At 57.9% G+C, this 24,845-nt stretch carries 27 protein-coding genes and 1 riboswitch; of the genes, 16 read left to right on the top strand and 11 right to left on the bottom strand.

The window, feature by feature from the left end; genetic code table 11:
- Positions 1 to 27: 27 nt before the first annotated feature.
- From GOW56_RS21080 to GOW56_RS21055, 6 genes are all read right to left on the bottom strand, one after another.
- On the bottom strand, positions 28 to 678 hold the full coding sequence (locus GOW56_RS21080) for an energy-coupling factor ABC transporter ATP-binding protein (protein WP_171120850.1): 651 nt from the start codon (positions 676 to 678) through the stop codon (positions 28 to 30).
- On the bottom strand, positions 675 to 1,454 hold the full coding sequence (gene cbiQ / locus GOW56_RS21075; RefSeq protein WP_171120848.1) for a cobalt ECF transporter T component CbiQ: 780 nt from the start codon (positions 1,452 to 1,454) through the stop codon (positions 675 to 677). The genes GOW56_RS21080 and cbiQ overlap by 4 nt, the downstream gene beginning before the upstream one ends.
- Positions 1,454 to 2,029 carry a cobalt ABC transporter permease gene (locus tag GOW56_RS21070; protein ID WP_171207105.1) on the bottom strand — a complete coding sequence of 192 codons (576 nt, stop codon included), beginning with the start codon at positions 2,027 to 2,029 and terminating at the stop codon, positions 1,454 to 1,456. Before GOW56_RS21070 ends, cbiQ begins: the two co-directional genes overlap by 1 nt.
- On the bottom strand, positions 2,026 to 2,637 hold the full coding sequence (gene cbiM, locus GOW56_RS21065) for a cobalt transporter CbiM (protein WP_152460423.1): 612 nt from the start codon (positions 2,635 to 2,637) through the stop codon (positions 2,026 to 2,028). Before cbiM ends, GOW56_RS21070 begins: the two co-directional genes overlap by 4 nt.
- Before the next feature lie 6 nt (positions 2,638 to 2,643).
- Positions 2,644 to 3,429: a DUF4198 domain-containing protein gene (locus tag GOW56_RS21060; protein ID WP_171120844.1), complete on the bottom strand. Its 786-nt coding sequence runs from the start codon at positions 3,427 to 3,429 to the stop codon at positions 2,644 to 2,646.
- Between the two features lie 130 nt (positions 3,430 to 3,559).
- A riboswitch (cobalamin riboswitch) is annotated at positions 3,560 to 3,759 on the bottom strand.
- 122 nt (positions 3,760 to 3,881) lie between these two features.
- A complete protein-coding gene (locus tag GOW56_RS21055) occupies positions 3,882 to 5,006 on the bottom strand; it encodes an ROK family transcriptional regulator (protein ID WP_171207109.1) in 1,125 nt (374 codons plus the stop codon).
- A gap of 252 nt (positions 5,007 to 5,258) precedes the next feature.
- On the opposite strand from GOW56_RS21055, the gene GOW56_RS21050 reads away from it, so the two are divergent.
- The 4 genes from GOW56_RS21050 (at position 5,259) to GOW56_RS21035 (ending at position 8,871) form a co-directional block, all read left to right on the top strand.
- Complete coding sequence (locus GOW56_RS21050) at positions 5,259 to 6,278, top strand: sugar ABC transporter substrate-binding protein (protein WP_152460425.1); 1,020 nt, start codon at positions 5,259 to 5,261, stop codon at positions 6,276 to 6,278.
- A 108-nt stretch (positions 6,279 to 6,386) separates the two neighbouring features.
- A complete protein-coding gene (locus tag GOW56_RS21045; protein WP_171207104.1) occupies positions 6,387 to 7,460 on the top strand; it encodes an ABC transporter permease in 1,074 nt (357 codons plus the stop codon).
- On the top strand, positions 7,460 to 8,236 hold the full coding sequence (locus GOW56_RS21040; RefSeq protein ID WP_171207103.1) for an ATP-binding cassette domain-containing protein: 777 nt from the start codon (positions 7,460 to 7,462) through the stop codon (positions 8,234 to 8,236). Before GOW56_RS21045 ends, GOW56_RS21040 begins: the two co-directional genes overlap by 1 nt.
- On the top strand, positions 8,233 to 8,871 hold the full coding sequence (locus GOW56_RS21035) for a hypothetical protein (protein WP_371807934.1): 639 nt from the start codon (positions 8,233 to 8,235) through the stop codon (positions 8,869 to 8,871). The genes GOW56_RS21040 and GOW56_RS21035 overlap by 4 nt, the downstream gene beginning before the upstream one ends.
- A 46-nt stretch (positions 8,872 to 8,917) precedes the next feature.
- Here the strand turns inward: GOW56_RS21035 and GOW56_RS21030 are convergent, their stop codons facing one another.
- Complete coding sequence (locus tag GOW56_RS21030; RefSeq protein ID WP_171120840.1) at positions 8,918 to 9,634, bottom strand: aspartate/glutamate racemase family protein; 717 nt, start codon at positions 9,632 to 9,634, stop codon at positions 8,918 to 8,920.
- The gene (locus tag GOW56_RS21025) at positions 9,631 to 10,335 is read right to left on the bottom strand and encodes a GntR family transcriptional regulator (protein WP_171207102.1); all 705 of its coding nucleotides are present in this window, start codon (positions 10,333 to 10,335) and stop codon (positions 9,631 to 9,633) included. The genes GOW56_RS21030 and GOW56_RS21025 overlap by 4 nt, the downstream gene beginning before the upstream one ends.
- 112 nt (positions 10,336 to 10,447) lie before the next feature.
- On the opposite strand from GOW56_RS21025, the gene GOW56_RS21020 reads away from it, so the two are divergent.
- Positions 10,448 to 12,142: a thiamine pyrophosphate-binding protein gene (locus GOW56_RS21020; protein ID WP_171207101.1), complete on the top strand. Its 1,695-nt coding sequence runs from the start codon at positions 10,448 to 10,450 to the stop codon at positions 12,140 to 12,142.
- On the opposite strand, the gene GOW56_RS21015 is transcribed toward GOW56_RS21020, so the two are convergent.
- Positions 12,103 to 13,023 carry a LysR family transcriptional regulator gene (locus tag GOW56_RS21015; protein ID WP_171207100.1) on the bottom strand — a complete coding sequence of 307 codons (921 nt, stop codon included), beginning with the start codon at positions 13,021 to 13,023 and terminating at the stop codon, positions 12,103 to 12,105. The two genes, GOW56_RS21020 and GOW56_RS21015, sit on opposite strands and share 40 nt — an antisense overlap.
- A gap of 98 nt (positions 13,024 to 13,121) precedes the next feature.
- On the opposite strand from GOW56_RS21015, the gene GOW56_RS21010 reads away from it, so the two are divergent.
- From GOW56_RS21010 to GOW56_RS20960, 11 genes are all read left to right on the top strand, one after another.
- Positions 13,122 to 14,255, top strand: coding sequence for an enolase C-terminal domain-like protein (locus GOW56_RS21010; protein WP_171207099.1), 1,134 nt, complete (start codon positions 13,122 to 13,124; stop codon positions 14,253 to 14,255).
- Positions 14,252 to 15,502 (top strand): FAD-binding oxidoreductase, encoded by a 1,251-nt coding sequence (locus GOW56_RS21005; protein WP_171120829.1) that lies wholly within the window; start codon positions 14,252 to 14,254, stop codon positions 15,500 to 15,502. Before GOW56_RS21010 ends, GOW56_RS21005 begins: the two co-directional genes overlap by 4 nt.
- A 52-nt stretch (positions 15,503 to 15,554) precedes the next feature.
- A complete protein-coding gene (locus GOW56_RS21000) occupies positions 15,555 to 16,532 on the top strand; it encodes a TRAP transporter substrate-binding protein (protein WP_171207098.1) in 978 nt (325 codons plus the stop codon).
- Positions 16,533 to 16,601: 69 nt separating this feature from the next.
- The gene (locus GOW56_RS20995) at positions 16,602 to 17,135 is read left to right on the top strand and encodes a TRAP transporter small permease (protein WP_171120825.1); all 534 of its coding nucleotides are present in this window, start codon (positions 16,602 to 16,604) and stop codon (positions 17,133 to 17,135) included.
- Positions 17,136 to 17,139: 4 nt separating this feature from the next.
- Entirely contained in the window at positions 17,140 to 18,453 is a 1,314-nt protein-coding gene (locus GOW56_RS20990; RefSeq protein ID WP_152460436.1) for a TRAP transporter large permease, read from the top strand.
- A 7-nt stretch (positions 18,454 to 18,460) separates the two neighbouring features.
- Positions 18,461 to 19,393 (top strand): hypothetical protein, encoded by a 933-nt coding sequence (locus GOW56_RS20985; protein WP_171207097.1) that lies wholly within the window; start codon positions 18,461 to 18,463, stop codon positions 19,391 to 19,393.
- Positions 19,394 to 19,579: 186 nt separating this feature from the next.
- Positions 19,580 to 20,011 (top strand): DUF2141 domain-containing protein, encoded by a 432-nt coding sequence (locus GOW56_RS20980; RefSeq protein WP_171207096.1) that lies wholly within the window; start codon positions 19,580 to 19,582, stop codon positions 20,009 to 20,011.
- 46 nt (positions 20,012 to 20,057) lie between these two features.
- Entirely contained in the window at positions 20,058 to 20,606 is a 549-nt protein-coding gene (locus tag GOW56_RS20975; protein ID WP_171207095.1) for a TetR/AcrR family transcriptional regulator, read from the top strand.
- On the top strand, positions 20,603 to 20,854 hold the full coding sequence (locus tag GOW56_RS20970) for a hypothetical protein (RefSeq protein WP_171207094.1): 252 nt from the start codon (positions 20,603 to 20,605) through the stop codon (positions 20,852 to 20,854). Before GOW56_RS20975 ends, GOW56_RS20970 begins: the two co-directional genes overlap by 4 nt.
- A gap of 23 nt (positions 20,855 to 20,877) precedes the next feature.
- Positions 20,878 to 22,032: an aromatic ring-hydroxylating dioxygenase subunit alpha gene (locus GOW56_RS20965; RefSeq protein WP_171207093.1), complete on the top strand. Its 1,155-nt coding sequence runs from the start codon at positions 20,878 to 20,880 to the stop codon at positions 22,030 to 22,032.
- Complete coding sequence (locus GOW56_RS20960; RefSeq protein ID WP_171207092.1) at positions 22,029 to 23,105, top strand: 2Fe-2S iron-sulfur cluster-binding protein; 1,077 nt, start codon at positions 22,029 to 22,031, stop codon at positions 23,103 to 23,105. Before GOW56_RS20965 ends, GOW56_RS20960 begins: the two co-directional genes overlap by 4 nt.
- Positions 23,106 to 23,168: 63 nt before the next feature.
- Here GOW56_RS20960 and GOW56_RS20955 read toward each other — a convergent pair whose 3' ends face one another.
- Both GOW56_RS20955 and GOW56_RS20950 read right to left on the bottom strand, forming a co-directional pair.
- Positions 23,169 to 23,540: a cupin domain-containing protein gene (locus GOW56_RS20955; protein ID WP_171207091.1), complete on the bottom strand. Its 372-nt coding sequence runs from the start codon at positions 23,538 to 23,540 to the stop codon at positions 23,169 to 23,171.
- Between the two features lie 90 nt (positions 23,541 to 23,630).
- Complete coding sequence (locus GOW56_RS20950; RefSeq protein ID WP_171207090.1) at positions 23,631 to 24,668, bottom strand: YeiH family protein; 1,038 nt, start codon at positions 24,666 to 24,668, stop codon at positions 23,631 to 23,633.
- Positions 24,669 to 24,845 lie beyond the last annotated feature (177 nt).

Below are 24,845 nucleotides of genomic sequence, written 5' to 3'. Positions count from 1 at the left end.
ACCATGTCCGGTTGCCACGAGAACAGGTCAGACCGGCACCAGCTTCCCGTCGCGAAGATCCAGTTCATCGGGCGCCAGTTCCAAGCGGAACGCCGGCGAATGACTGACAAGCAAAATCGCCTGTGGCAACGCGCGCAGGATTTCCAGCAGGCGCGCTTCGTTTTTCGTATCCAACGCATTCGTCGGTTCGTCCAGCAACAGCACTTCGGGTTCCATCGCCAGAACCGTCGCCAGGGTCACCAGACGTTTTTCTCCGCCTGACAATTTATGGGTAATGCGGTTCTTCAGGTGCATCAGGTCCAGATCGCCCAGTACTTTGTCGACGATGGCAAGTGCTTCGTCACGGGTCTTGCCCAGATTGAGCGGACCAAAAGCAACGTCTTCGGCGACGGTCGGGCAGAACAGCTGATCGTCCGCATCCTGAAATACAAGCCCCACCCGGCGGCGGACCTCATGGAAATCAGCCTCTTCCACGCGTTGCTGACCAAAAACGGTGACAGTGCCCGAACACGGGCGCTGCAACCCAAGCAAAATCCGCAGGAGCGTCGATTTCCCCGCTCCGTTCGGGCCTGTCAGGGACAGGCGCTGCCCCGCGCTCAGGCTCAGGCTTGCCCCGTCCAGAACGGGTGGCTGGCCGGGGTAGGAAAAACAGATGTCTTCAAGCGCGATCAGTGTCATGCGAATTCCAGAACGATCAGACCCAGGCAGAGACCGCTGAAACCTGCCGCAAACACAATGTCCGCACGGGTCAGGGCAAATTCCTGAAGCAACGGCATACGCCCGGAAAACCCCCGGCACTTCATAGCGGCCAGGATGCGTTCTGATCTTTCGATCGCGCGCACAAGCATCATACCCACAAGGTAGCCAAAGCTGCGATATGTGTGCCAGTTTGTTGCTGGCCGAAAACCACGCACCTTCATGGCGGCGCGCAGCCGCAGGTATTCTTCGCGCAAGACCTCGATATACCGGATCGTGAACATCAGCAGGTAAACCAGCTTTTCGGGGCACCGCAGACGATGCAGGGCGTGGCCCAGTGTAACCGGCTCCATCGTCCCGACCAAAACCAACAGGGACAGGATCACGGCATTGGCGGTCAAGGCAATCTCGACCGCTTTCCAAAAACCCTGCCAGCTTGCGGAGAATCCCCAAAGCGTGAACATCGGATCCCCGGGCATGGAAAAGGGCAACAGGACCAGCATGAACAGGATGAACCCATCCATCATGGCCATTCGCTTCAACGTCTTTCGCCGCGGCAGACGTGAAACTATCAGAAGCGAAAGCGACACTGTCAGCGCCGCGCAAAGCGCGCCGAGGGATGACAGCGCCACGGTCACGACCGCAAAAACAACTGCCATGACGATCCGCATCCGAGGATCCAGCAGGCTGATCAGACCTTCTGGTCCGTCACCGGCTTCGGACAGTGTTTTTTCCTTGTGCCCCAGAACGTGTGCCATCAGGAGGCCAGCTTGCGGCGGGCCGCCATGTAAAAGCCCAGACCAAACAGACCAAAGATGTACCCGATCCCGCCAAGGATGGTTTGCAGGTCATTCTGTTCGCGATAGGCCGCAATCTCGCGCCTGAGCGGGCGCAATTCGTTACGTACGGCCTTGGCGATAACCTGCTGCTCTTCGGCGCTGAGAGACGCCGCCGAACCGCTGGCCTGCGTCACAGCAGCCGAAGATGAGCCACCGTTTTCTGCCACGGCAACGCCCATGATCCGCGCGACATCTTCGGCAGACATCGTGACTTCGGCCACATGCCCGGCGCCAAGGTTGGCAAAGAAGGTGTGCGCCACGGCCGAGGTCGGCGTGTAGACAAAAAAACCGTCCGCATCCGTGACCGATCGACCCAGCTCGGCCCCATCCGGGCCGGTGACAATGACCTCGGTGCCGTTTGCCATGTCGCCGTTAGAAAAGCCAATTTCGCCCTCGATGACGTCTCCCGACTCGAAAACGCCGGCTATGACCTTGTGCGCCAGGGCAGGCACAGGTGCGCAGCACACGGCCAATATGACAACCAGATGCTTCATGTGGCTGCTCCTCTGAAAAACAGCTCGGGCTTGACCTTGCGCGCCAACAACACGGCGAACCCGGTCAAAATCGCCTCGATGGCCATGACAGGAATATGGGCGAAGAAAACAAGCTTGGCGGCAGGCAGAAATTCATCCCCCGACAGCGCCAAGGAAAACGCGACCATGCCGGTTGTCGCCGCAATCGCAAATGCGCCGCCGACGCCCCCCCAAATTGCACCTTGCAAAGGCGTTCCACGCGCGATCAGACGACCGAACAACATTCCGGCCACCACTGCGGGAAAGGCGATATTGACGGTGTTGATCCCCAACACCGTCAACCCGCCAAAGCCGAAAAAGACCGCCTGTAGCAAAAGCCCGACGAACAAAGCCGGGAATGCGGCCCAACCAAGCAGCAGCCCGGCCATGCCGTTGAGGATCAGATGGACCGACGACGGACCAATGGGCACGTGGATCAAGGATGCCACGAAGAAACTGGCTGACAGCACGCCCGCAGTGGGGATGCGATCAAGATCCAGAGACCTGAGACCCATGGCGATCCCGCCCGCGGCGGCTATGGCGCCGCCAATTACAACCGGGTTGGAAAGGGCTCCGTCGACGATGTGCATTTGGGGTTACTCCAGATCCCAGGCACGAATCCAGATGACCGCATCCTGGCTGAGTTCTTTGCCCTCATGTTCGGTTGCCGGACCGGAACCAAGGGCGGCGAAACCCCAGTAACCGGCTTTCGGAACGCCGAACGAAAAGTACCCGTTGTCGTCAGATATTGCGACCACCGCACCACCCGGCATAGGAGACGCTTTCGGTGCAGAAACGGCCGAACTTTCCATGTCGGGTTCGGCGGCCATGTACTCGATCTCGATCTCGGCCCCCGCAACCGGCTGACCATCAGCCAGCACACGGCCCGTGAAAGTCGAACCCGCGATGATGTTGGTCGGCTTGTTCAGCGGGATAATCTCGGTCGGCAGACCCACGGGATTCATCCAGTCGGTCGGCAATTCGTTGCGGTTCAGGAAGGCTTTGGTGAGCTGTTGGATATAAATGTCTTCGGATTCCTCATAATAAGGCTGAGGAACCGTCACCAGCACATAGTCGCCCGAACGTTTGACCGGGACACTGCCCTTGAACGCCGCGCCCTCGTTTTCCCCGCCGGTGAACCGGATAGGTTCCAGCGTGTCCAGCAAATCGGTCTTTTCACCGTTGTGGATCACGTAGAATTCCTGCGGCTTTTCAAGATCCATGACATGGCCATTCTCGAACGGATGCCAGAAAATCAGTTTGACCGGCACATCGCCCGGTTTCTCGATCATGGTGTCCGTGGTGTATTCCAAAAGGAAATGCGCATTTGCGATGGCAGGAAGAGCCACCGCGGCAGCGGCTGCGCTGAGCAGCGTTTTCATGAACAGTCGTCCTTGTCCCGTCGCGCCAATCCCGGCGCGAAATTCGTTTTGACCACGGGACATTCAACGCCAAATCACCCTTTCAGGCATCCTGGTCCGACGCACATCCCGTCGCCGATTAGGAGTGCCCGTTAGAGGGCACATGTCCGGCAGGTATCCTGACTTGCGGGTCAAAGCGTTGGACCGGCCTTCCCGGGTAAACCCCAGTGGCGTTTCAGCCCTGCTCGCCGCTTACAGTTGCGGGTGCAGTTGCGGAATTGGGCCTGAGCCCGCACCGCATTCCCTTTTGATTCCAGAGTAAGCCCCGGAACCGGACATGCCGAGCGGCTTGCCAGACAACTCAGCCTTCCGTCAACGAAAATGTGTTACGACCATCGAAAAATAATGAGCTCGGCAGTTTGCGAGAGTGAACCAGTTTGTGAAATATCCAAGGCAACAGAGTGAATTCACATCTAGGCTTCTGAAAGATACCTTTCCGACAACGGCAGGCTTGCCGCGCCCAGTGAGCGTGCTTCCGGGCCTACGGCCCCTGCCAGCACGGCAGGGCGCTCGAGACCGGTCAGGTTTAGCTCAGACAGTTTGTCTTCGACCATTTCAACCAAACGCGCCTTGATGTCCTGCGGCATCCAGCCGTCAATCTTCACGCATTCGAAATCTATCAGGCTACAGGATGAGACAATTGCATAGGCAATCCCGCTCGCCGTCTGTTTCAACCAGTATTCCAGTTGAACTTTTGGCACATCCCAACGCTGGGTCGTTTCCCAAATGGAATGCGACGTGACACCTGCTGTGGTGATTGCACGCTCGAGCACATACAGGCTGGCCACGTCGATAAGGGGTCTGACACCACCGGCATCATCTGGCACAGGCAAGGGGCCGATTGCGCCCGCGTTTCCACGCCCCGAAAAGATTGCGCCATTGAGGACCACACCGCCGCCAATGAAAAACCCGACATAGAAGTACAGGAAATCCCTGGGCCCATCGGCTGGACCGAATACCAATTCCGCCCCACAAGCCGCAGTGGCGTCATTTTGCAGGAATACCGGAATATCGAGGCGCCGCGCCAGGTCAGCCTTCAGGTCTGATACGCGCCACGGGTCCATTTCTTCCTGAGGAACCTGAAGGGTCTGGGCCCAGTCCCATAGGTAGAACGGCATGGCAATCCCAAGTCCCGCAATCCTGCCTTTGGCCTCAGGCGACATGGATGATATCATTTTGCCCAGACTCTCAGTGGAAAACTCCAAAGTGGCTTTCGGCGTTGGATAGTCATAGGTTCGCCGATCGCGTTGCCGCACATTTCCGACAAAGTCAGTCAAAACCAACTCCGCACTGCGACGCCCCACCTTGAGCCCAAAGAAAAAGGCACCATCCGGGTTAAGTCGCATGGGAACAGAAGGTTGCCCGACTTTCCCGCGGACCGGTTCGCCGCGCAAAAGCAAACCATCCTTCTCCAACAGCCGCATGATGACGGAAACGGTTTGTGCCGACAATCCGGTCATGCGCGCGATCTCGGACTTCGAAAGGGCCTGGTGACGCCGGACAAGCGACAATACAAGCCGTTCGTTCCGGGCCCGCATCCCGCTTTGGTTGGTTCCGCGCACCTCTGACCCGTGCAGGCCAATCGAATTTTTCCGAGATGAATTTTCCGGCACGACCACCCCTTTCCTGCTGAAGAATGAGAAAGCCCGCCCGCACTGTCAATAATAAATAAGAGTGATTTATTTATTGACTCAAAATTCGAATCTTGTGATTGTTTCTTATGGGGTCAGGATTTTTGCCTGATCGCCCTCGTGCCCTACTCGGCATAGAAAAAACTGGGAGGATAATCGATGAAACTTGCAAAACTTGCGGGTGCTGCTGCGCTCGGGGTTACTGCCATGGCTGGCAGTGCAATGGCGGAAGGCGAAACTGTTTGCCTGATCACCAAGACGGACACCAACCCGTTCTTTGTCAAAATGAAAGAAGGTGCGACTGCAAAAGCGGAAGAGCTGGGAATGACGCTCAAAGCCTTTGCGGGCAAAGTTGACGGTGACCATGAAACGCAGGTGCAAGCCATTGAGACCTGCATTCTGGACGGCGCCAAAGGCATTCTGCTGACGGCCTCGGACACATCATCCATCGTTCCGGCCGTGAAGCAGGCGCGGGATGCAGGTGTTCTGGTTATCGCTCTGGATACGCCGCTGGAACCCATTGACTCGGCTGACGCGACCTTTGCCACGGACAATTTCCTGGCCGGGCTTCTGATTGGACAATGGGCCAAAGCCACGCTGGGCGACGCGGCCAACGACGCGAAAATTGCGACACTGGATCTTGCCGTCAGTCAGCCGACAGTGGATGTGCTGCGCAATCAGGGTTTCCTGCAAGGCTTTGGTGTCGATCTGGCGGACCCGAACGTAATCGGTGATGAAGATGACCCCCGTCTTGTCGGAAGTGATGTCACTGCCGGCAACGAAGAAGGTGGTCGCCGCGCGATGGAAAACCTTCTGGCCAAAGATCCCACGATCAACGTTGTTCACACCATCAACGAGCCTGCCGCGGCAGGCGCCTACGAGGCGCTGAAAGCCATCGGGCGCGAAAATGACGTGCTCATCGTTTCCGTGGACGGAGGCTGCCCGGGTGTCCAAAACGTTGCCGATGGTGTTATCGGCGCGACGTCGCAGCAATACCCGCTGCTGATGGCATCGCTGGGTGTTGAAGCCGTCAAGAAATGGGCGGACGAAGGCGTGAAGCCTGAAAACACGCCTGGCAAGGATTTCTTTGACACCGGCGTGGCGCTTGTAACGGACAAGCCTGCCGAAGGCGTCGAGTCGATCTCGGTCAAAGAAGGCATGGACCTCTGCTGGGGTTAACCTGACCACCCGGAGGGCCGCAGAGGGCGGCCTTCCGCATTTCAAACCACCCATTCGCCCGAAAACTTGCTAAAGTCGTCAGCAACCTGACGCTTTGGGGGAACCTTTATGTCCGATACTTCACGACGATCAGACGACTTCGAAGCCGCTGCAAAAGGCAGCCCGGAACAGATTGCCGAATTTGACAATCACCACCGCGGGTTCGTCGGAACGGTTCAGCATTTTCTGCATGTGAACCCCTCTTTGGTGCCGCTGATCGTTCTTGTGGCTGCCATCGTCATTTTCGGGGCTTTGCTGGGCTCCAAGTTCTTCTCGCCATTCGCGCTGACCCTGATCCTGCAACAGGTTCAGATCGTCGGGATCGTGGCGGCGGCGCAAAGCCTCGTCATCCTGACCGCCGGTATCGATCTGAGTGTCGGGGCAATCATGGTGATGTCGTCGGTTGTCATGGGTCAGTTCACCTTCCGATATGGGCTGCCACCAACGGTCGCGATTGTTTGCGGCCTTTTCGTTGGCACCGCAATCGGTGCGGTGAACGGGTATCTGGTCAGCCGCATCAAACTGCCGCCGTTCATCGTGACGCTTGGCATGTGGCAAATCGTTCTTGCGGCGAACTTCCTGTATTCTCAGAACGAAACAATCCGGTCGCAGGAGATCGAAGAAAACGCCGCAATTCTGCAACTTTTCGGGGCCAAGTTCAACGTGGGCGGGGCGGTATTCACCGTCGGCGTGATCTTCATGCTGGTGCTGATCCTCGGGCTTTCCTACGCCCTTCGTCACACCGCATGGGGAAGGCATGTCTATGCGGTCGGTGATGATCCGGAAGCCGCCGAGCTGTCAGGTGTCAATGTGCATCGCACGCTGATGTCGGTTTACATGCTGTCCGGGCTGATCTGCGCCTTCGCGGGATGGGCTCTGATTGGTCGGATCGGGTCCGTGTCTCCGACGTCTGGCCAGTTGGCCAATATTGAAAGCATAACAGCGGTCGTGATCGGGGGCATATCCCTGTTCGGTGGCCGCGGGTCCATTCTCGGATCATTGTTCGGAGCGTTGATCGTCGGGGTCTTCACGCTTGGGCTTCGGTTGCTGGGCGCTGATGCGCAATGGACGTTCCTGTTGATCGGCATCCTTATCATCGCAGCGGTCGCGGTCGACCAGTGGATCAGAAAGGTGGCAGCCTGATGGAACCTATTCTCAAAGGACGGAACCTTGTGAAGCGCTACGGCAAGGTGACGGCGCTGGATCAGTGCGATTTCGATTTGATGCCGGGTGAGATTCTGGCCGTGATCGGCGACAACGGCGCGGGCAAGTCAACACTGATCAAGGCGATTTCAGGCGCGGTGGTGCCGGATGAGGGCGAAGTCTGGCTGGAAGGTCAGAAGGTGAATTTTCATTCGCCGATTGACGCGCGCGAAGCCGGCATTGAAACGGTTTACCAGACACTTGCGATGTCCCCTGCCCTGTCGATCGCGGACAACATGTTCATGGGGCGCGAGATTCGGCGCAAAGGGCCATTGGGATCTTGGTTCCGAATGCTCGACCGTCCGGCGATGGAGAAATTCGCCCGCGACAAGCTGAGCGAACTGGGCCTGATGACGATCCAGAACATCAATCAAGCCGTCGAAACACTGTCCGGGGGTCAGCGTCAGGGTGTTGCGGTGGCACGTGCCGCGGCATTCGGATCAAAAGTCATCATCCTGGACGAACCAACCGCCGCATTGGGCGTAAAGGAAAGTCGGCGCGTTCTTGAACTGATCCTGGACGTGAAGTCTCGCGGCATTCCGATCATCCTGATCAGCCACAATATGCCTCATGTTTTTGAGGTCGCCGATCGAATTCACGTGCATCGGCTGGGCAAACGCCTCTGCGTCGTTGATCCCAAGGATTACACGATGTCCGACGCAGTGGCGTTCATGACCGGTGCCAAGGAACCGCCCGCCGAGGACCAAGCCGCGTGACGGGTAAACTTGCCACCCCCGAGGCGCTTGCAAGAAAAATCGCGGATGCCGTTCAGGCCTTGCCGCCGCTGCAAGACCGGCATCTTGTCGCGATTGCCGGGCCGCCGGGATCGGGAAAAACGACTGCGGCGGGCCTTGCAACCAAAGAGCTCAATCTGCGCGGCGTCGCAACCGGACTGGTTTTCATGGACGGCTTCCACTATGACAACGTGATCTTGAAGGATCGCGGCCTGCTGAGCCGCAAAGGATCTCCTGAAACCTTTGATCTTGCCGGCTTTCATGCGTTGCTTGATCGATTGCGCGCGGAAGAAGAAATCGCAATACCCGAGTTTGACCGGGAACTGGATCTGGCCATTGCCGCGCGGTCCATGATCACGGCGGATCAGCGCGTTGTTCTGGTTGAGGGCAATTACCTTCTCTTGAACGAGCCGGGTTGGTCGGACCTTCACCAACTGTGGGCACTCAAGGTATTTCTGGACACCGATTTGAAAACACTCGAAACCCGCCTGACCAACAGATGGATCGGCCATGGTCTGGACGCCAATGCCGCCAAGGACCGTGCGCAGTCGAACGATCTGCCGAATGCACAGCGCGTGATCCGAAATTCGATACCCGGTGATCTGACACTGGCTTGAGTTTTGCCTGCGGCCAACACAATCCGTCTTGATGAAAGGCCAAAGGTCAGTTCCGGTACACCGGCGGAACAAGACCGGCTTGGAACCAAGTCACGAAGGGCACGATCGAAAACACCGGCAGCCCGGTCGCCTGCTGAATATCCGGCGCATAGGGGCACATATTCGTGCACTCCAGAACTATTGCCCCAAGTTCGGGATTGTCCGACGCCAACGCGATTGCGGCCTCAACATTGTCCTCCCGGGCCTTCTCAACATTCAGACGCGATTCATTGCCAAGAATTGCGCGGGTGAATTCCCGCCCACCCTCGGTTGTGCCGATTGGCGTATCCAAGGGGACATTGGCAGCCTGAAGATGGTCATTGGTCAAGGTGGAGGCCGAAATGGTCAGAATGCCCGCGCGCTTTCCCTTGGGAAGGATGCGATTCACCATTTCGACCTGCATCAAGGACGAGGTGACGACGGGAACCGGAACGGCCTCGGCCAGCTCCTTCTGGAACAGGGACAGGAACCCGCAATTGGTTGTTATTCCGTCCGCGCCGTCTTTGACCAGCTCTTGCGCGGCGTCGATGAAGACCTCGAGCATACCTTCGGCCCGATGCCGGACCACCCGATCGGGCGAGGCGTCCCGGACGATACGGTAAAGCACCGGAAACGGCCATGTCTGCGCATTGCCCATGTCACCGGGAATTCTTGGGAATTGCGCGTCCAGCATGAGGATTCCCACCGATGCGCCGTAAATGGATTTGCCGCCCTGCACGATCATCCCTGTGCCTCCTCGATAATGCGGGTCGAGATGTCTTCGGCCCCTTCCATGTAGATGCTGGTAATCCCGTGACGCACAGCGTCCTGAACCTGATCCATTCGCTTTGTGATATGAGCCGCCAGAACCCGGGCCGCCTCGTCCGCGTCCCTATCCAGCAGGGCCTTCATGACGTGTTTATGTTCGTCCTTGGACTTCTGCACCCGGTCCATGCTCATGGAAATCCAACGGATATAGCGGATACGCTCGTTGATCCGCGTCAGAGTTTGCAACAACTCCATGTTCCCTGACAGCTTTGCGATTCCCAGATGGAACGCTTCGTCCCGGGTAACTGCCTCTTCGATCGTCAGGCCGGTGATGTCGATGCCCGTTTCGTAAAGTTCGTCACGCAGCATTTGCAGGTCTTCATCGGTCGCCCTGGCGCAGGTGGATCGGGCCGCCGCGGATTCGATGATCTGTCGCAGCTCGAAAAGGTCGAACACGCTTTGCGCATCCAAGGAACGGCAAAAGAATCCTTGCCCCGGGCGGAAATCGAACAGCCGTTCGGCAACCAGACGGTTCAACGCTTCTCGCAACGGCGTGCGACTGACGCCCAAATCCCTGGACAGAGCGACCTCGTTCAGGCGGTCACCGGGGCGCAGGCGGAAGGAGACCGCCATCGCTTTGACCTGATCATAGATATCATCGACGCGTGGACCCGCCATAAACAATGCCCTTCTTCGGTTGATTCACAGGTGCCACACTCAATTCTTGAAATCAATATGCAAGTCTGTATACAGTTATGTGTACAATTATTACTCGAAGGAATCGCGAACCATGACAGGGACGAATTACCTGACCGGAGCCGAGGCGATGGTGCGTATGCTCGAGGCGCATGGCGTGACGCATATGTTCGGCCTGTGCGGCGATACCACCTTGCCGTTCTATGACGCGCTCGCCCGAATGGATCACGGCATTCAGCACATTCTGACCCGCGACGAACGGCACGCCGCCTACATGGCGGATGGCTATGCACGCGTGACAGGCAGGCCCGGCGTTTGCGAAGGCCCTTCCGGCGGTGGCGCGACCTACATTCTGCCGGGTGTGGTCGAGGCCAATGAAAGTTCGGTTCCAATCCTGGCGATCACTTCTGATGTGGCGACGACCAGCCGCGGGAAATACCCTTTGACAGAACTGGATCAGCCGGCGTTGTTCCGCCCGCTGACGAAGTGGAACGCATCTTTGGATGATGCTGCCCGGCTTCCGGCCATGGTCCGTGCGGCGTTCCGAGCGATGACAACGGGAACACCCGGCGCGACACATCTGGCACTGCCGTTTGATACGCAGAAGGCACAGGTGGACGAGGCGGAAATCTGGGCCGACGACCGGCACCGCAGCTTTCCCGCCGAACGGGCTGCCCCCGATCCGGATGCCATCGAAGCAGCCGCAGCCATTCTTGCCCGGGCCAAAACCGCCGTCGCGGTATGTGGCGGCGGCCCCGTTCTGTCCGGCGCAACCGATGCGTTGCGTCGCGTCGCCGGTCTGCTGGATATGCCCGTCGCCACAACCGTTTCAGGCCAAGGGTCTATCGCCGAAACCGACCCTTTGGCCCTGGGTGTCGTCGGATCGAACGGCGGGATCCCCGCGACCCGTGCCGTGGTGGATCAGGCTGATGTCGTCCTGTTCGTCGGGTGCCGCGCCGGTTCGGTCACGACCGAACGGTGGAGAAGCCCCGGGCGCAACGCCACGATCATTCACATCGACAGTGACCCCATGGTGATCGGCGCAAACTATCAGACCGAAGTCGCGATTTGCGCCGATGCCCGTCTGGCGTTGGAGGCACTTGCTCATGCACTGGAGCAACGGCAAGACCTGAACGGTCAAGGCGGAACAGCCAAGGCCCGCGCCGCGTGGGAGGCCAAGGCGGCGGCGTTTGCCCCCTTGGCTGCAAGTCGGGAAACCCCGATACGGCCTGAGGCTGTCATGGCGTCCCTGATGGGCATTCTGGACGACGATGCGATTGTGGTCGCTGACCCCGGCACCCCCTGCCCCTATTTCAGCGCGCATTACCGTTGGCGGCAACCCGGGCGGCATTTCATAACAAATCGCGCACATGGAGCACTGGGCTATTCTCTGGGGGCGGCCATGGGTGCACATGTCGGCCGGCCCTCGGTCAAGACCCTGGCCGTCATGGGCGATGGTTCGTTTGGGTTCACCTGCGGTGAATTTGAAACGATGGTTCGGCACAAAATGCCGATCACCTCGATCGTTTTCTCGAACTCGGTCTTCGGATGGATCAAGGCGGGTCAGGATGCTGGGTTTGATCAACGCTATTACAACGTCGATTTCAACCGGACCGACCACGCCGCCGTCGCAGCCGCCTTCGGAGTGAAATCATGGACGGTCAAAGACCCTGAGGACTTGCCGAAGGTGCTGAAACAGGCCCTCGAACATGATGGCCCCACATTGGTCGACATCCATTCGCAGCAGCTTCACGAGGCCGCTGCACCTGTGTCGGAATGGGTTGCGTAAGAGGCAATCGACGGGGTCAGCTGGGCCAGAAATTCCTGCGCAATCGTGGACAGGGGGCGCCCCTTTGCGGTGATGATTGCAAGATCCAGCATGACGGATGGCCTGAACGGGCGGGTCTGGTACCCGCTCTCACCGTCGAACGTCACGGTAAAGGGATCGATCATCGCAACACCCATGCCCTGTTTCACAAAACTCAGCAGGTTCTCGGACAGGTGCGTGTGAATCTGTGTCCGCCACGTGCGCCCGGATGCCTGAAAGATGTCACGGGTTCGACGGTGGGTTTGGTGTTCCGGGCCCATCACGATGAAGGGCTCGTTTTCCAGTAATTCCGGTGTCAGAACGTCATAATCCGCCAAGTGGCTGTTTTCTGGAAAAGTCGCAAGCGTTTCGAATTGAAACACCTGATAATTCAGAGTGTCGTGCAGGATCGGCATCTCGACGATGCCGATTTCAAACAGGCCTGAAATCACCCATTCCTGAATCTTGGATGAATACTGCGACTGGAAACTGACGGACAGGTTGGGGCGGCTTTTGGCAAAACGAGCGATCTCGCGCGGCATGAAACCAAATGACAGAAGATGCGGTGCCGCAACCTGCAATTGACCGGGATGTTTGTTCTGCAAATCTGTCACGGCCTGCGCCACGTGATCCAGCCCGCGCACGACCGTGTCGACTTCGCGGAACAGCAGCTCGGCTTCCGGGGTGGGCAGCAAACGGCCCTTGTTGCGCTCGAACAGAGGCAGTCGTGCTTCGCGTTCCAACTGAGCCAACAGATTGCTGATACCAGGCTGGGATATCCCAAGTACCGACGCCGCACCGGTTACGGTACCGGTTTCCATGATTGCGTGAAACGCTTGAAGCTGGCGAAAGCGTAGGGACATGGATTACTGTATCATTTTTTCTGATGAACTGTCGAAGATATAGTATTTGAAATGATATGCTCGTCAAGGCAGGCTTTCGCTCAACCACAGGGGGCGGAATGAACGATCTGTCACAAAACATCATCGGTTACGACCTTTGGCACCTGAAGCTTCCGGTCACGTCCCGCCGGGATCACGGTATAGGATCCGTCGAAGGCGCCTGCGAAGTCGTCATGCTGCGACTGACATCCGAGGATGGCACACAGGGATTTGGCGAAGCGTCACCTTGGTCGGTGTTCACCGGCACCCCGGAAGCGACATTCGCGGCACTGGATCGATATATACGCCCTCTTGTTCTTGGCGCCCGCGTGGGCGACCGGTCAGCCATCATGGCGCGCGCGGCCTGTGCCGTGGCGCATTGCACCGAGGCCAAGGCCGCGCTGGAAACCGCGCTGCTGGATCTGGCCGGCCGTATCAGCGGCATCCCGGTCTGGTCTTTGCTGGGCGGTCGCTGCCGCAGCACCATTCCGCTCAGCTGTTCCATCGCCAACCCGGACTTTTCTCAGGACATAGACCTGTTGGCGCGGTTGCGAGAGGACGGCGTGCGGATTGTCAAACTCAAGACCGGGTTCAAGGATCACGCCTTTGACATCATGCGGTTGGAGTACCTTGCGCAGAACTGCCCTGAATTCTCGGTCCGCGTGGACTATAATCAGGGGCTGAGCATCGAGGAGGCTCCGACGCGGGTGCGGGACGTGGCCCGGTTCAATCTTGATTTCATCGAACAGCCGGTTCGCGCCCATCACTTCGGCATGATGGCGAAGCTACGTCATATGACCGATGTTCCCCTTCTCGCCGATGAAAGCGTCTTTGGTCCCGAAGATATGGAACGCGCCGCGCGTGAAAGCATTTGCGATGGTGTCTCGGTGAAAATAATGAAGTCTGGCGGACTGACCCGCGGGCAAACGGTCGCCCGCATCGCGGCGGCGCACGGCCTTACGGCGTATGGCGGGGACATGTTCGAGGCCGGCCTAGCCCATCTTGCGGGCACCCATCTGATTGCCGCGACACCCGAGATCACATTGGGCTGCGAGTTTTATCAGGCGTCCTATTTCCTGAAAGAGGACATTCTGGAAGAACCCTTCCGGATCCGGAACGGTCAGGTCTGCGTGCCCGAAACCCCCGGGCTTGGCGGCAGGCCCGAGGTGGCCAAACTGAACCATTACGCAGTGGCCAGGGCGGTTTCAGAATGAGCGACAAGAAAACCATAGCCATCATCGGCGCCGGTATCGTCGGCGTGTCGGCCGCGGTCTGGCTGCAACGGGACGGGCACAACGTGATCCTGTTCGACAAGGCCGGACCGGGTGAAGGCACGTCTCATGGCAATGGCGGTGTGCTGGCGTCCTGTTCCATCATACCTGTGACGGTTCCCGGACTGCTTGGCAAAGCACCCAAAATGTTGCTGAGCTCGTCGCAGCCGCTGTTTTTGAAATGGGGGTATTTGCCGAAGCTGCTCCCATGGCTCCGGCAATATCTGAGCCACGCGAACGTGGCAGACGTTGAACGGATCGCGGCGGCGCTGACGCCGATCGTCGGCGACAGCCTGAATGATCACAAGGCATTGGCAACAGGCACGCGTGCTGAAAAGTGGATCGTGCCCAGCGACTATCTGTTTCTCTACGAGAACCGGGCCCATTTTGAACAAGATGCGTTGGGCTGGGGAATAAGGCGGAAGAACGGCTTTGATTGGGAAGAACTGGAGGGCAAGGCGTTTCACGACTATGACCCCGTGTTCAGCCCGGATATCGGTTTCGCTGCCAAGCTGTCAAACCACGGTCATATCACCGATCCCGGGCAGTACGTGAAAGACTTGGCCGCCCATGTCGAGGCTGGCGGTGGTCGGATCATCCGCGCCAATGTCGAGGACGTCACCCGCGAGAACGGCCGCGTTACCGGTGTGCGCGCGGGTGGTGAGACCATCGCTTGCGACACCGCCATTGTCACGGCTGGCGTTTGGTCGGGGCCACTGGCCAAGCGACTGGGGGTTTCTGTTCCTCTTGAAAGCGAGCGCGGTTATCATCTTGAATTGGTGGCGCCTTCTGCCATGCCCCGCAGCCCGGTCATGGTGGCTTCGGGCAAGTTTGTTGCCACGCCCATGGATGGGCGCATACGCTTGGCGGGTATTGTGGAGTTCGGAGGGCTGGACGCACCGCCCTCGCGCGCGCCGTTTGAATTGATGCGAAGAAATGCCCGGGCCGCGTTTCCGGGCATAACATGGAAGGAGGAAGTGGAATGGATGGGGCACAGGCCGGCCCCGGCTGACTCGATCCCGATCATCGGTGACGTGCCCGGTATCAAAGGGGCCTATATGGGCTTTGGTCATCATCACATCGGCCTGACAGGCGGGCCAAAGACCGGACGGCTTCTGGCGCAGATGATCGCGGGCAGAACCCCGAACACCGACGTAAGCGTCTACGCGCCGTCGCGCTTTGCAACATAAGAACAGACCGATGAAGAACATCGGTATTTCAAAACTCGATAGGGAGAAAACGATGAAAACACTGACAAACCTTCTGGCAGCAACCGCTTTGACTGCTGCCGCGGCAGCACCGGCCTTGGCCGAAAAATGGGACATGCCGATGGCCTATTCGGCGTCGAACTTCCATTCGGCCACCGGTGCGGAATTCGCCAAATGTGTAACGACCGGAACCGGCGGTGAGATCGAAATCGTTACGCATCCATCCGGCTCGCTGTTCAAAGGTGCCGATATCAAACGCGCAATCCAGACCGGGCAAGCCCCGATCGGCGAACGCCTTCTGTCCGGCCACCAGAATGAGAACGCGTTGTTCGGTTTCGATTCGATCCCGTTCCTTGCGACCTCGTTCGACGACAGCGCCAAGCTTTGGGAGGCCGCCAAGCCATCTATCGAAAAAGTATTGGCAGAGCAGAACCTGACGCTGCTTTATGCTGTACCGTGGCCACCGCAGGGGCTGTATTTCAAGAATGAGGTGAACTCGGTCGCCGATATGAAGGGCATCAAGTTCCGTTCGTACAACAACGCGACTTCGCGACTGGCCGAGCTGACGGGCATGTTGCCGGTGACGATCGAAGCGGCAGAAATCAGTCAGGCTTTTGCGACGGGTGTCGCCGAGTCGATGGTGTCTTCGGGATCGACCGGGTATGACCGCAAGGTCTGGGAAAGCCTGAACTATTTCTACGAAGTCGATGCCTGGTTGCCGCGCAACTACGTGATGGTGAATTCGGATGTCTGGTCGGGCGTGTCCGACGCCAACAAGAACGTCATCAAGGCCTGCGCAGAGCTGGCGGAATACGCGGGCAACTGGCGCGCCAAGGAATATACCGGCTTTACTCTGCAAGGTCTGCGTGATGGTGGCATGACCGTCGGTCCGGCATCCGAGCAGATGACGAATGAGCTAAAAGAGATTGGTGTGACCATGACCAATGAATGGCTGGAAGCCGCCGGAGACGAAGGCAAAGCCATCGTCGACGCGTTCAACGCCTCTCAGTAACCGTTCGAGGCAGGCGGCGCTGCATTGCGTCGCCTGTTTTCCATCCAATCATAACAAAGCGGGGACGCCATGGCGGTATTGCGGGGGCTTCGGTCCGTTCTGGATTTCATCTATCTTGCAGCGGGGGTACTGGCGGCGGTCAGCCTGATTGCCATTCTTTTGCTGATCGTCGTGCAGATGCTGGCCCGCTGGACCGGTGAAGTATTTCCCGGAGCGCCCGACTATGCCGGCTATGCAATGGCGGCGGCATCTTTTCTGGCCTTTGCCAATGCGTTGAACCGGGGCAGCCACATTCGGGTTTCGATCCTTCTGAACGCGGTGCCGGACAGCGTGCGGCGTGTCCTTGAAATCTGGTGTTTCACCATCGGCACAGCCGTCATGTGGTATTTCTGCTGGTATGCCTATCGCTTCGTCTATTGGAGCTGGAAGTTCAACGACATCAGCCAGGGTCAGGACAGAACCGCGCTGTGGATTCCGCAATCCGCGATGCTGATCGGAGCCCTGATCCTGGCCATCGCGCTGACGGATCACCTGATCCACGTCCTGTTCAAAGGTGACCATCGCATTGTCCGCGATCTGGCCGACCAGAGCCACGGAGAATAGACGCATGGAAAATCTGTCTGTCATCATCCTTTTCCTTTTTGTTCTGTTCACGTTGCTCGGTACCGGCGTCTGGGTCGGCCTGGCCCTGATGGGGGTCGCCTGGGTCGGGATGGAGCTGTTCACGACACGCCCCGTGGGCGACGTGATGATCACGACGATCTGGTCCGCTTCGTCGTCGTGGACCCTGACCGCCTTGCCCATGTTCATCTGGATGGGCGAAATCCTGTACCGCACGCGATTGTCCGAAGACATGTTCAAAGGGCTGTCCCCCTGGATGGCCCCCTTGCCCGGCGGTTTGGTGCATACCAATATCGTGGGTTGTACCGTCTTCGCGGCAGTCTCAGGTTCGTCGGCCGCAACGCTGACCACCGTCGGAAAGATGTCGATCCCCGAACTGCGCAAGCGCAACTACCCCGAACGGATGATCATCGGTACTCTGACCGGCGCGGCCACTCTGGGGCTGATGATCCCGCCGTCCCTAACCCTGATCGTCTATGGGGTGACGATCAATGAATCGATTACCAAGCTGTTCTTTGCCGGCATCCTTCCCGGCCTGGTGCTGGCGGCGATGTTCATGGGTTATGTCGCGATCTATTCCAAGTTGGGCAAAGACTGGACCCCGGATGTCGAGGGCAAGCTGAGCTTTTCCGAGAAAGTCAGAAACTCCCGCTTTTTGTTGCCTGTGATCCTGCTGATCACGGTCGTCATCGGCTCAATGTATCTGGGCTATGCCACTGCGACCGAAGCTGCGGCTTTCGGGGTGATCGGCGGCCTGCTGCTGGCGGCAGGCCAGGGGTCGTTGAACTGGAAGACATTCACCGAAAGCCTGATGGGCGCCACGCGAACCAGCGCGATGATCGCCCTGATCCTTGCTGGCGCGGCGTTTCTGTCGCTGTCCATGGGCTTCACCGGCCTGCCGCGCGGGCTGGCCGATCTGATTGCAGGTTGGGAACTGACCCGTTTCGAACTGCTTATGGTCCTGCTGGTGTTCTACATCATTCTGGGCTGTTTTCTTGACGGGATTTCTTCCGTCGTTTTGACCATGGCCGTGGTGGAACCAATGATCCGCGACGCTGGCATTGACCTGATCTGGTTCGGCATCTTCATCGTGGTCGTCGTTGAAATGGCGCAGATCACACCACCGATCGGATTCAACCTGTTCGTGATGCAGGGCATGACCAACCATGAGATGAGCTATATCGCACGCGCTGCGATCCCGATGTTCCTGATCATGGTGCTGATGGTTTTCATCCTCATCTGGTTCCCCGACCTCGCCACTTGGCTGCCCGAGAATTTGCGTCAGAGCCCGGGCGGGTAAAACGGCCTTGAACCTGCTCCATCTGGCGGCCCGCCACGGGCCCCGTGTTCTGGTCGCCGGATTGGCGGCGGGTCTTCTATTGCCGGGTTTGGCCGAGCCCATGCGAGGCCTGCTGCCGCCCCTGGTCGTGTTGTTGCTGTTCGTAACCGTCCTGAGAATGGACCCCGAAACCATTCTTGGATCGTTGAGCGATCTGCACAAGGTCGCGTTCACCGTCATCGGGTTTCAATTCGTGATGCCGCTGATCATTCTGGCCATTGGATTTGTCGGGGGATGGACCGGAACGCCGGTGCTTCTGTCCCTGCTCATCATGGCGGCTGCGCCCTCGATTTCCGGCAGTCCCAACATGTGTTTGATGATGGGCTACCCACCTGAACACGCGATGCGAATGATGGTGGTTGGGACCGCCCTGCTGCCATTGACAGCGTTTCCGGTGTTCCTGCTCATGCCTGAACTGGGCGGCATTCACTCTGTTCTGCTGGCCGGGTTGCAACTGCTGTTGACGATACTCTGCACAACCGGCGCCGCCATTGTTGTCCGGCGCGTTTGGTTGCGTTCACCATCACGCTCCACATTGGTGAATCTGGAAGGGTTGGGCACAATCACCTTGGCCGTTTTTGTCATCGGCCTGATGCCTTCCGTCAGCACCACTGCGCTGAAAAGCCCGGCCGTCGCCGCTTTCTGGATCGCGCTCGCCTGTCTGGCCAATTTCGGAGCACAATTCCTTTCGTTCCGGATGACCCGAGTACGTCTGCCGGCAGCCAGGGCAACGGCAATCTCTCTGATCGCGGGAAACAGAAACATCGCGATTTTCTTCGTTGCTTTGCCGCCCGAGGTAACCGCACCCATCATGGCCTTCATCGGGGCGTATCAAATCCCGATGTACCTGACGCCAATGGTCATGCGTCATCTCTACATGCGGCAAGTCTTGCCCGAGTAGCTTTGGAAAGCCGCCTTAGGATATTTTTATCCCTTTTCTCCGATCCTTGTCGGCGTTGGGCCGATACCTCGTGCTTGGTTCAATGCAAAAAAACACGCTCAGGGAAATCGGGTAAATAATTGTCACTATTGACAGTTAATTGGACTCTTCCTATTTACTGTCAATATTGACAGTAAAGGGTATATCATGCCGATTAGCAAACTGGTCGTCGCATCTGTAATGACACTGGCTTCAACCCTCGGGGCATCCGCACAAACTCTCACTGCGACGGTGCAGGACGTGCGCAATGCAGAGGGTGATTTGATCATTGCCGTGTTCGATGACTCAAAACCTTTTAGGGCCATGGACGTGGCGAACGCGGCGGCCTTGGCTTCCATTCCTGCTGTCAAGGGCTTGGCTTCGGTCACCTTTCACAATCTCCCGCTTGGCACCTATGCGATTGCCGCGATTCACGACGAGAACAGCAACAACGACCTGGATACCGAGAAGGATGTCCCAACCGAAGGGTACGCCTTTGGCGGTATGGGGCAGAACGGTCTGCCGCCGGAATTCGCGAATGCCGCTGTCGCCGTCGGCACCGGTGCAACCGCAGACCTGAAGCTGAAATACTGGAAATAACATGATCGGGCGCCCCTCAAATCGTGATGAACGTTATGAGCAGATTATGCAGACTCTGGTCAGATGTGTTGCAAGATATGGCCTTGATGGTGCATCGCTTTCGCAAATAGCCAAGGAAGCGGGCCTGACACGGCCTCTGATCCGGCATCACCTGGGCAATCGGGATGAATTGATTACGACCCTGCAAGACTATGTTCTGAAAAGTTTTTCGGAACAGTCTGATGCACTCGTTGCAGGCTTGCCGGCGTCGGGAAAATCAAGACATCTGATCGATCTTCTGTTCTCGGACATGAACCAGACGTCACCGGATATGGTACTTGCCTTCGCAGCACTCACCGCGCGGGCGGTCGAGGATGCTTCGCTTTGCCGGGCTTGTCGAGAGGCTCTGCTTGCCTTTGAAACTACGATTGCTGCGATACTGCGCGCGGATTTCCCGAATGTGGATGCCGCAAAGGTCAATACCGCCGCTCATGGCATTGTGGCGCTTTATTTCAACGCGACATCTTTGGCCCCTCTGGATACGCCGAATGTCTGGAAAACTCAGGCCGAACAGGCCGCGCGTGCGCTGTTCAATGGCCTGGAGCAAGAACCATGACACGCAAGCGACAGCTAAACTACATCACCTTCGCGGCGCTGATGGTGACGACGGTACTTGGCTATCAAACGTTGTGGGGGCTTCTTTTCATGTTCTGGACAATCCCAAATTTCTATTCCGGTCACGCTTTGCTTTTGACCGACGTAACCCGGGAAGAGGACCCCATCCTGTTTTGGCTGATCCAACTCGCCTGGGTCGCATTAGGCCTGTCGATGATCGCCATCGACTTTCTCCCCCAAACGTTTTGAAAATTCCTTCACAAGAGGCTCAAATGAAACCCATGCTGCACCTTTTGCCGGTCGAAGCTTACACGAGCCAGGATTGGTTCGACCGGGAAATGAGCGAGATCTTCTCCAAAACCTGGCGCTACGCCGGTTTTATGGAGGATGTCAGTGAACCCGGCCAGTTCATCGCCGTGCAGGCCGGACTCAACAACATATTCGTGATCATGGGGCGCGATCGTCGCCTGCGCGCCTTCCATAACATCTGCCGCCATCGCGGCACCCAATTGATCCGCGCGGTTGGCAAAACGCAAAAAGCATTGACCTGTCCTTATCACGATTGGACCTACGATCTTGAAGGCAATCTGATTTCGGTGCCGGACGAGCACGAGGAATATGGCAAGGTCGACAAGTCCTGCCTTGGCCTGAAACCCGCCAAGGTCGATATCTGGAAATCGATGATTTTCGTCCATCCAGACCCCGACGCGCCTTCCATCGCCGAATGGTTCGGCCCGGTCGAACCCCATATCGGCCCGCACGTCCCGGAAGAGCTGGTCGAATACGAAGACCTGAACACCAGCTATGAGATAAAGGCCAACTGGAAGGTTGTCGTCGAGAATTACATCGACGTTTACCACCTGAGTCATCTGCATTCGAACACGCTGCAAATGTATGATCACAAATCCGCCGAATTCCACTGGGAACGACCTCATTACATGTTTTGGGAGCCGCCGGTGGCAGAATTTCTGGAAGATCAGGACAGCAAACTGACCGCCCCGCGCGTCATTCCCAAAGACATGAACGGCGCCTGGGTGCCGATGCTGTTTCCGGGGATTGGACTGGCCGCTTCGGAAGACGGCTGGAGCATCTTCATTGTCGAACCCCTTGGCCCGGAACTGACACGAGTTCACAACCGCGGGCGGGTGTCCAACAGCTCGGAATGGGAATTCACCAAACAGTCGATGAAGTCGTCCTCTTTCTGGTCCAAGTTTGGAATAGGCGGAAAATACGAAGCCAGTGACGCGATGGGCGAAGATGACCCGATGGTTGCTGGCGATTTTACCGGCGAAGACATCTACGCGTGCGAGCAGCAGCAGAAATCCCTGCATTCTCCGTATTTTGAAGCAGGTCCGGCAGCAAACGGTGAAAGCCCCGTCATCGAGCACCAGAAAGTTGTTCTGCAATGGTTGGGAGAAGGGAAATGAACCCGCGTGACTTTTTCCCACTGCGCGTTTGCGGGACCCGAGTTGAACTGGATGGCGTGGCTAAGACCGTTATGTTCGAGGTACCTGACCGCCTGATGGACATATTCGCCTGGCGGTCGGGCCAACACGCGTCCCTGCGTTTCAATATTGATGGCGAGGAGCACCGTCGAAGCTATTCGATCTCCAGTTCACCTTACTCCGGGGGCCCGCTTCGCATCACCGTCAAACGGGTCAAGGGTGGCCGTGTCAGCAACTTCATCAACGACACGGTTCAGGAAGGACAAACCATTGACGTCATGCCGCCATTTGGCAGTTTCTGCCTGGACCCTGATGAAACGGCGCGGCGCACCCATTACTTTTTTGGCGCGGGTTCTGGCATCACGCCGCTCTACGCGATGCTTAACTCGGTTTTGACAGCCGAGCCCCATTCAGTCGCGCATCTGGTGTATGGCAACACAAACGCCAAGAGCATCCTGTTGCAGCAAGAGCTGAACGGTCTTCGGCAAGCGCATCCCGAACGTTTTACAATCAATCATGTCTTTTCGAAGCCCGGCTGGTGGTCCAGCGCCGAATATTGGCGGCAGGGTACGATCGACCAGGCCGCAATCGAAGCGTTGATCGCCGAGTATCCTCCTTACGCCCAGGACGCTCAATACTATGTCTGTGGTCCGGGCAACATGAACCAGACCGTCAAATCGGCATTGATGTCCATTGACGTGCCCGCGAACCGCATCCACATGGAAAGCTATGGTGCTGCGCCGGATCTGGACGCTGGTATTGAGGGGGTGGACGCAACCGCTGAACTGACGCTGGAAGGCGCCCGACACCTCATTCCGATCACCAAGGGACAGACCGTTCTTCACGCAGCGCAGTCAGCGGGGCTCAAGCCACCCTATTCCTGCCAATCGGGGGTCTGCGGCGCGTGCCGGGCCAAACTGACCGACGGCACAGTTCATATGCGGGCGCGCATGGCGCTGGAGGATGAAGACATCAAAGCCGGAGAAATCCTGACCTGCCAGTCAATACCCACGGCGGGAAAACTGGCGATCAGCTTTGACCAGACCCGTCGCTGAAGAACCGATGACGCGCCTGAGGCATGCCGTTTCACGCCGCCTCAGGTTCGTTCGCGGATCGGATCATGCTTCCGGCGCACAATCTCGGATCACGAAGTGCTTGGTAGTTTCTTCCACGACTTCCCAATAACCGCGAAAGCCGTTGGGGATCAAAAAGCTGGCCCCGGTGCGAAAATCCTGACGGGTCCCGTCTTCGTGGATCAGGGCACAATGGCCTTTGACGATATAGCAATATTCGTCCTTGTCCGTGAACGCGTGCCATTTGCCCGGCGTGGACGTCCAGATCCCGGCAGACAGTTGTCCATCCGGGCTGGTGAAGTGCATTCCAATCTTGTGATGCGGATCACCCTCGACAACGCGATCGGGAAGATCGGCCAAACGCCGTTCGCTGCGCGTTGCGGGCTGATCGAAAAGGTTGAGTACCTGTGTCGTCATGAGGTCATACCCTCCTGCTGGTCGTGTATTGCGAAATGACGTGACCGGCCAATGGTCGGTCACGTGCCGGACTAGGATTTCCGCCATCCTCTAATGAAACAGGTAGACACCCGCCAGAACCAGAGCCGCGATGAAAATCGTCTCGGCAACGATCAGGACGATGGCCTGCCCGCCCACATCCAGAATCCGCTTGAGCGACGTCTTCATGCCCACTGCCGCAATCGACACCAGCAGCGCCCACCGGCTGAGATCGGCCATGGCCGACGAGACCACTTCGGGGATCAGACCCATTGAATTCAGGACGGCAAAGATCAGAAAGCCAACCACGAACATCGGCAAAATGGGCGGGCGCTTGCCGTCTTCTTCGCCGAATTCCGCGTGGCGTCGGACAAGAAACGAGATGACCAGAACCACCGGGGCCAGCATGGCGACACGGATCAGCTTGACCAAAGTCGCGACCTCACCGGTTTGATCCGAAACCGAGAACCCTGCCCCGACAACCTGCGCGACATCATGGATCGTGCCGCCCAGGAAGACCCCTGAAACCTCGTCGTTGAAATCGAAAGCCTCGGTGAGGATGGGGTAGGCGATCATCGCGATTGTCGACAGAACAGTGACGGACAATACCGTGAAAACCAGGTTCCGCTCCGAATGCTCGTTTTTGGGCAGAATGGCCGACAGGGCCATCGCGGCCGACGCGCCGCAGATCGCAACCGATCCCCCCGTCAGCACCCCAAAGCGCCAGCCACGACCCAGCAGGCGCGCGCCTAGAAGGCCGAACAGGATCGTGAGGATCACACCGGCAATCACAACGGCAATCAGATCAGCGCCAAGGCTCATCATCAATTCAACGGAAATACGCGCCCCAAGCAGCGCAACGCCAAAACGCAGAACCGTTCGTGCGGTAAATTCGATTCCGGCCTTGCAGTCGCCGGCATCGTCTTCGGCCAGGAAATGGAACGCGATGCCCAGCAACAGGGCCATCAGCATCGCCGGGGCACCATAATGTTCGGACAAGAACTTCGCTGCGACGGCAACAACCACGGAAACAAGGAAACCGTGCCCGTTCAAACGAACGAAAGACCGTGCCCGAAGCCACGGCGAGTTGGATGCACTCAACGCCTGCATCTTACTTCCTTTGCAATATTTGAGCTGCCTTTTAGGCAAAGCCTGCCCCCACCCGCACCGTATTCGGCCCGGGTGGAGGCATGATCAGATTACAGCTCGACCTGAGCTTTCATGTCGTCGGCCGAGATTCCTGCGACGGCGACGGGTTTTTTCATTGCGTCGCGGCGGAAGGGTTCG

Origin of the sequence: Ruegeria sp. HKCCA0235A (assembly GCF_013033235.1) — a bacterium.
In the GTDB taxonomy this organism is placed as follows: domain Bacteria; phylum Pseudomonadota; class Alphaproteobacteria; order Rhodobacterales; family Rhodobacteraceae; genus Ruegeria.
This window is presented reverse-complemented; position numbering and strand designations above follow the sequence as displayed.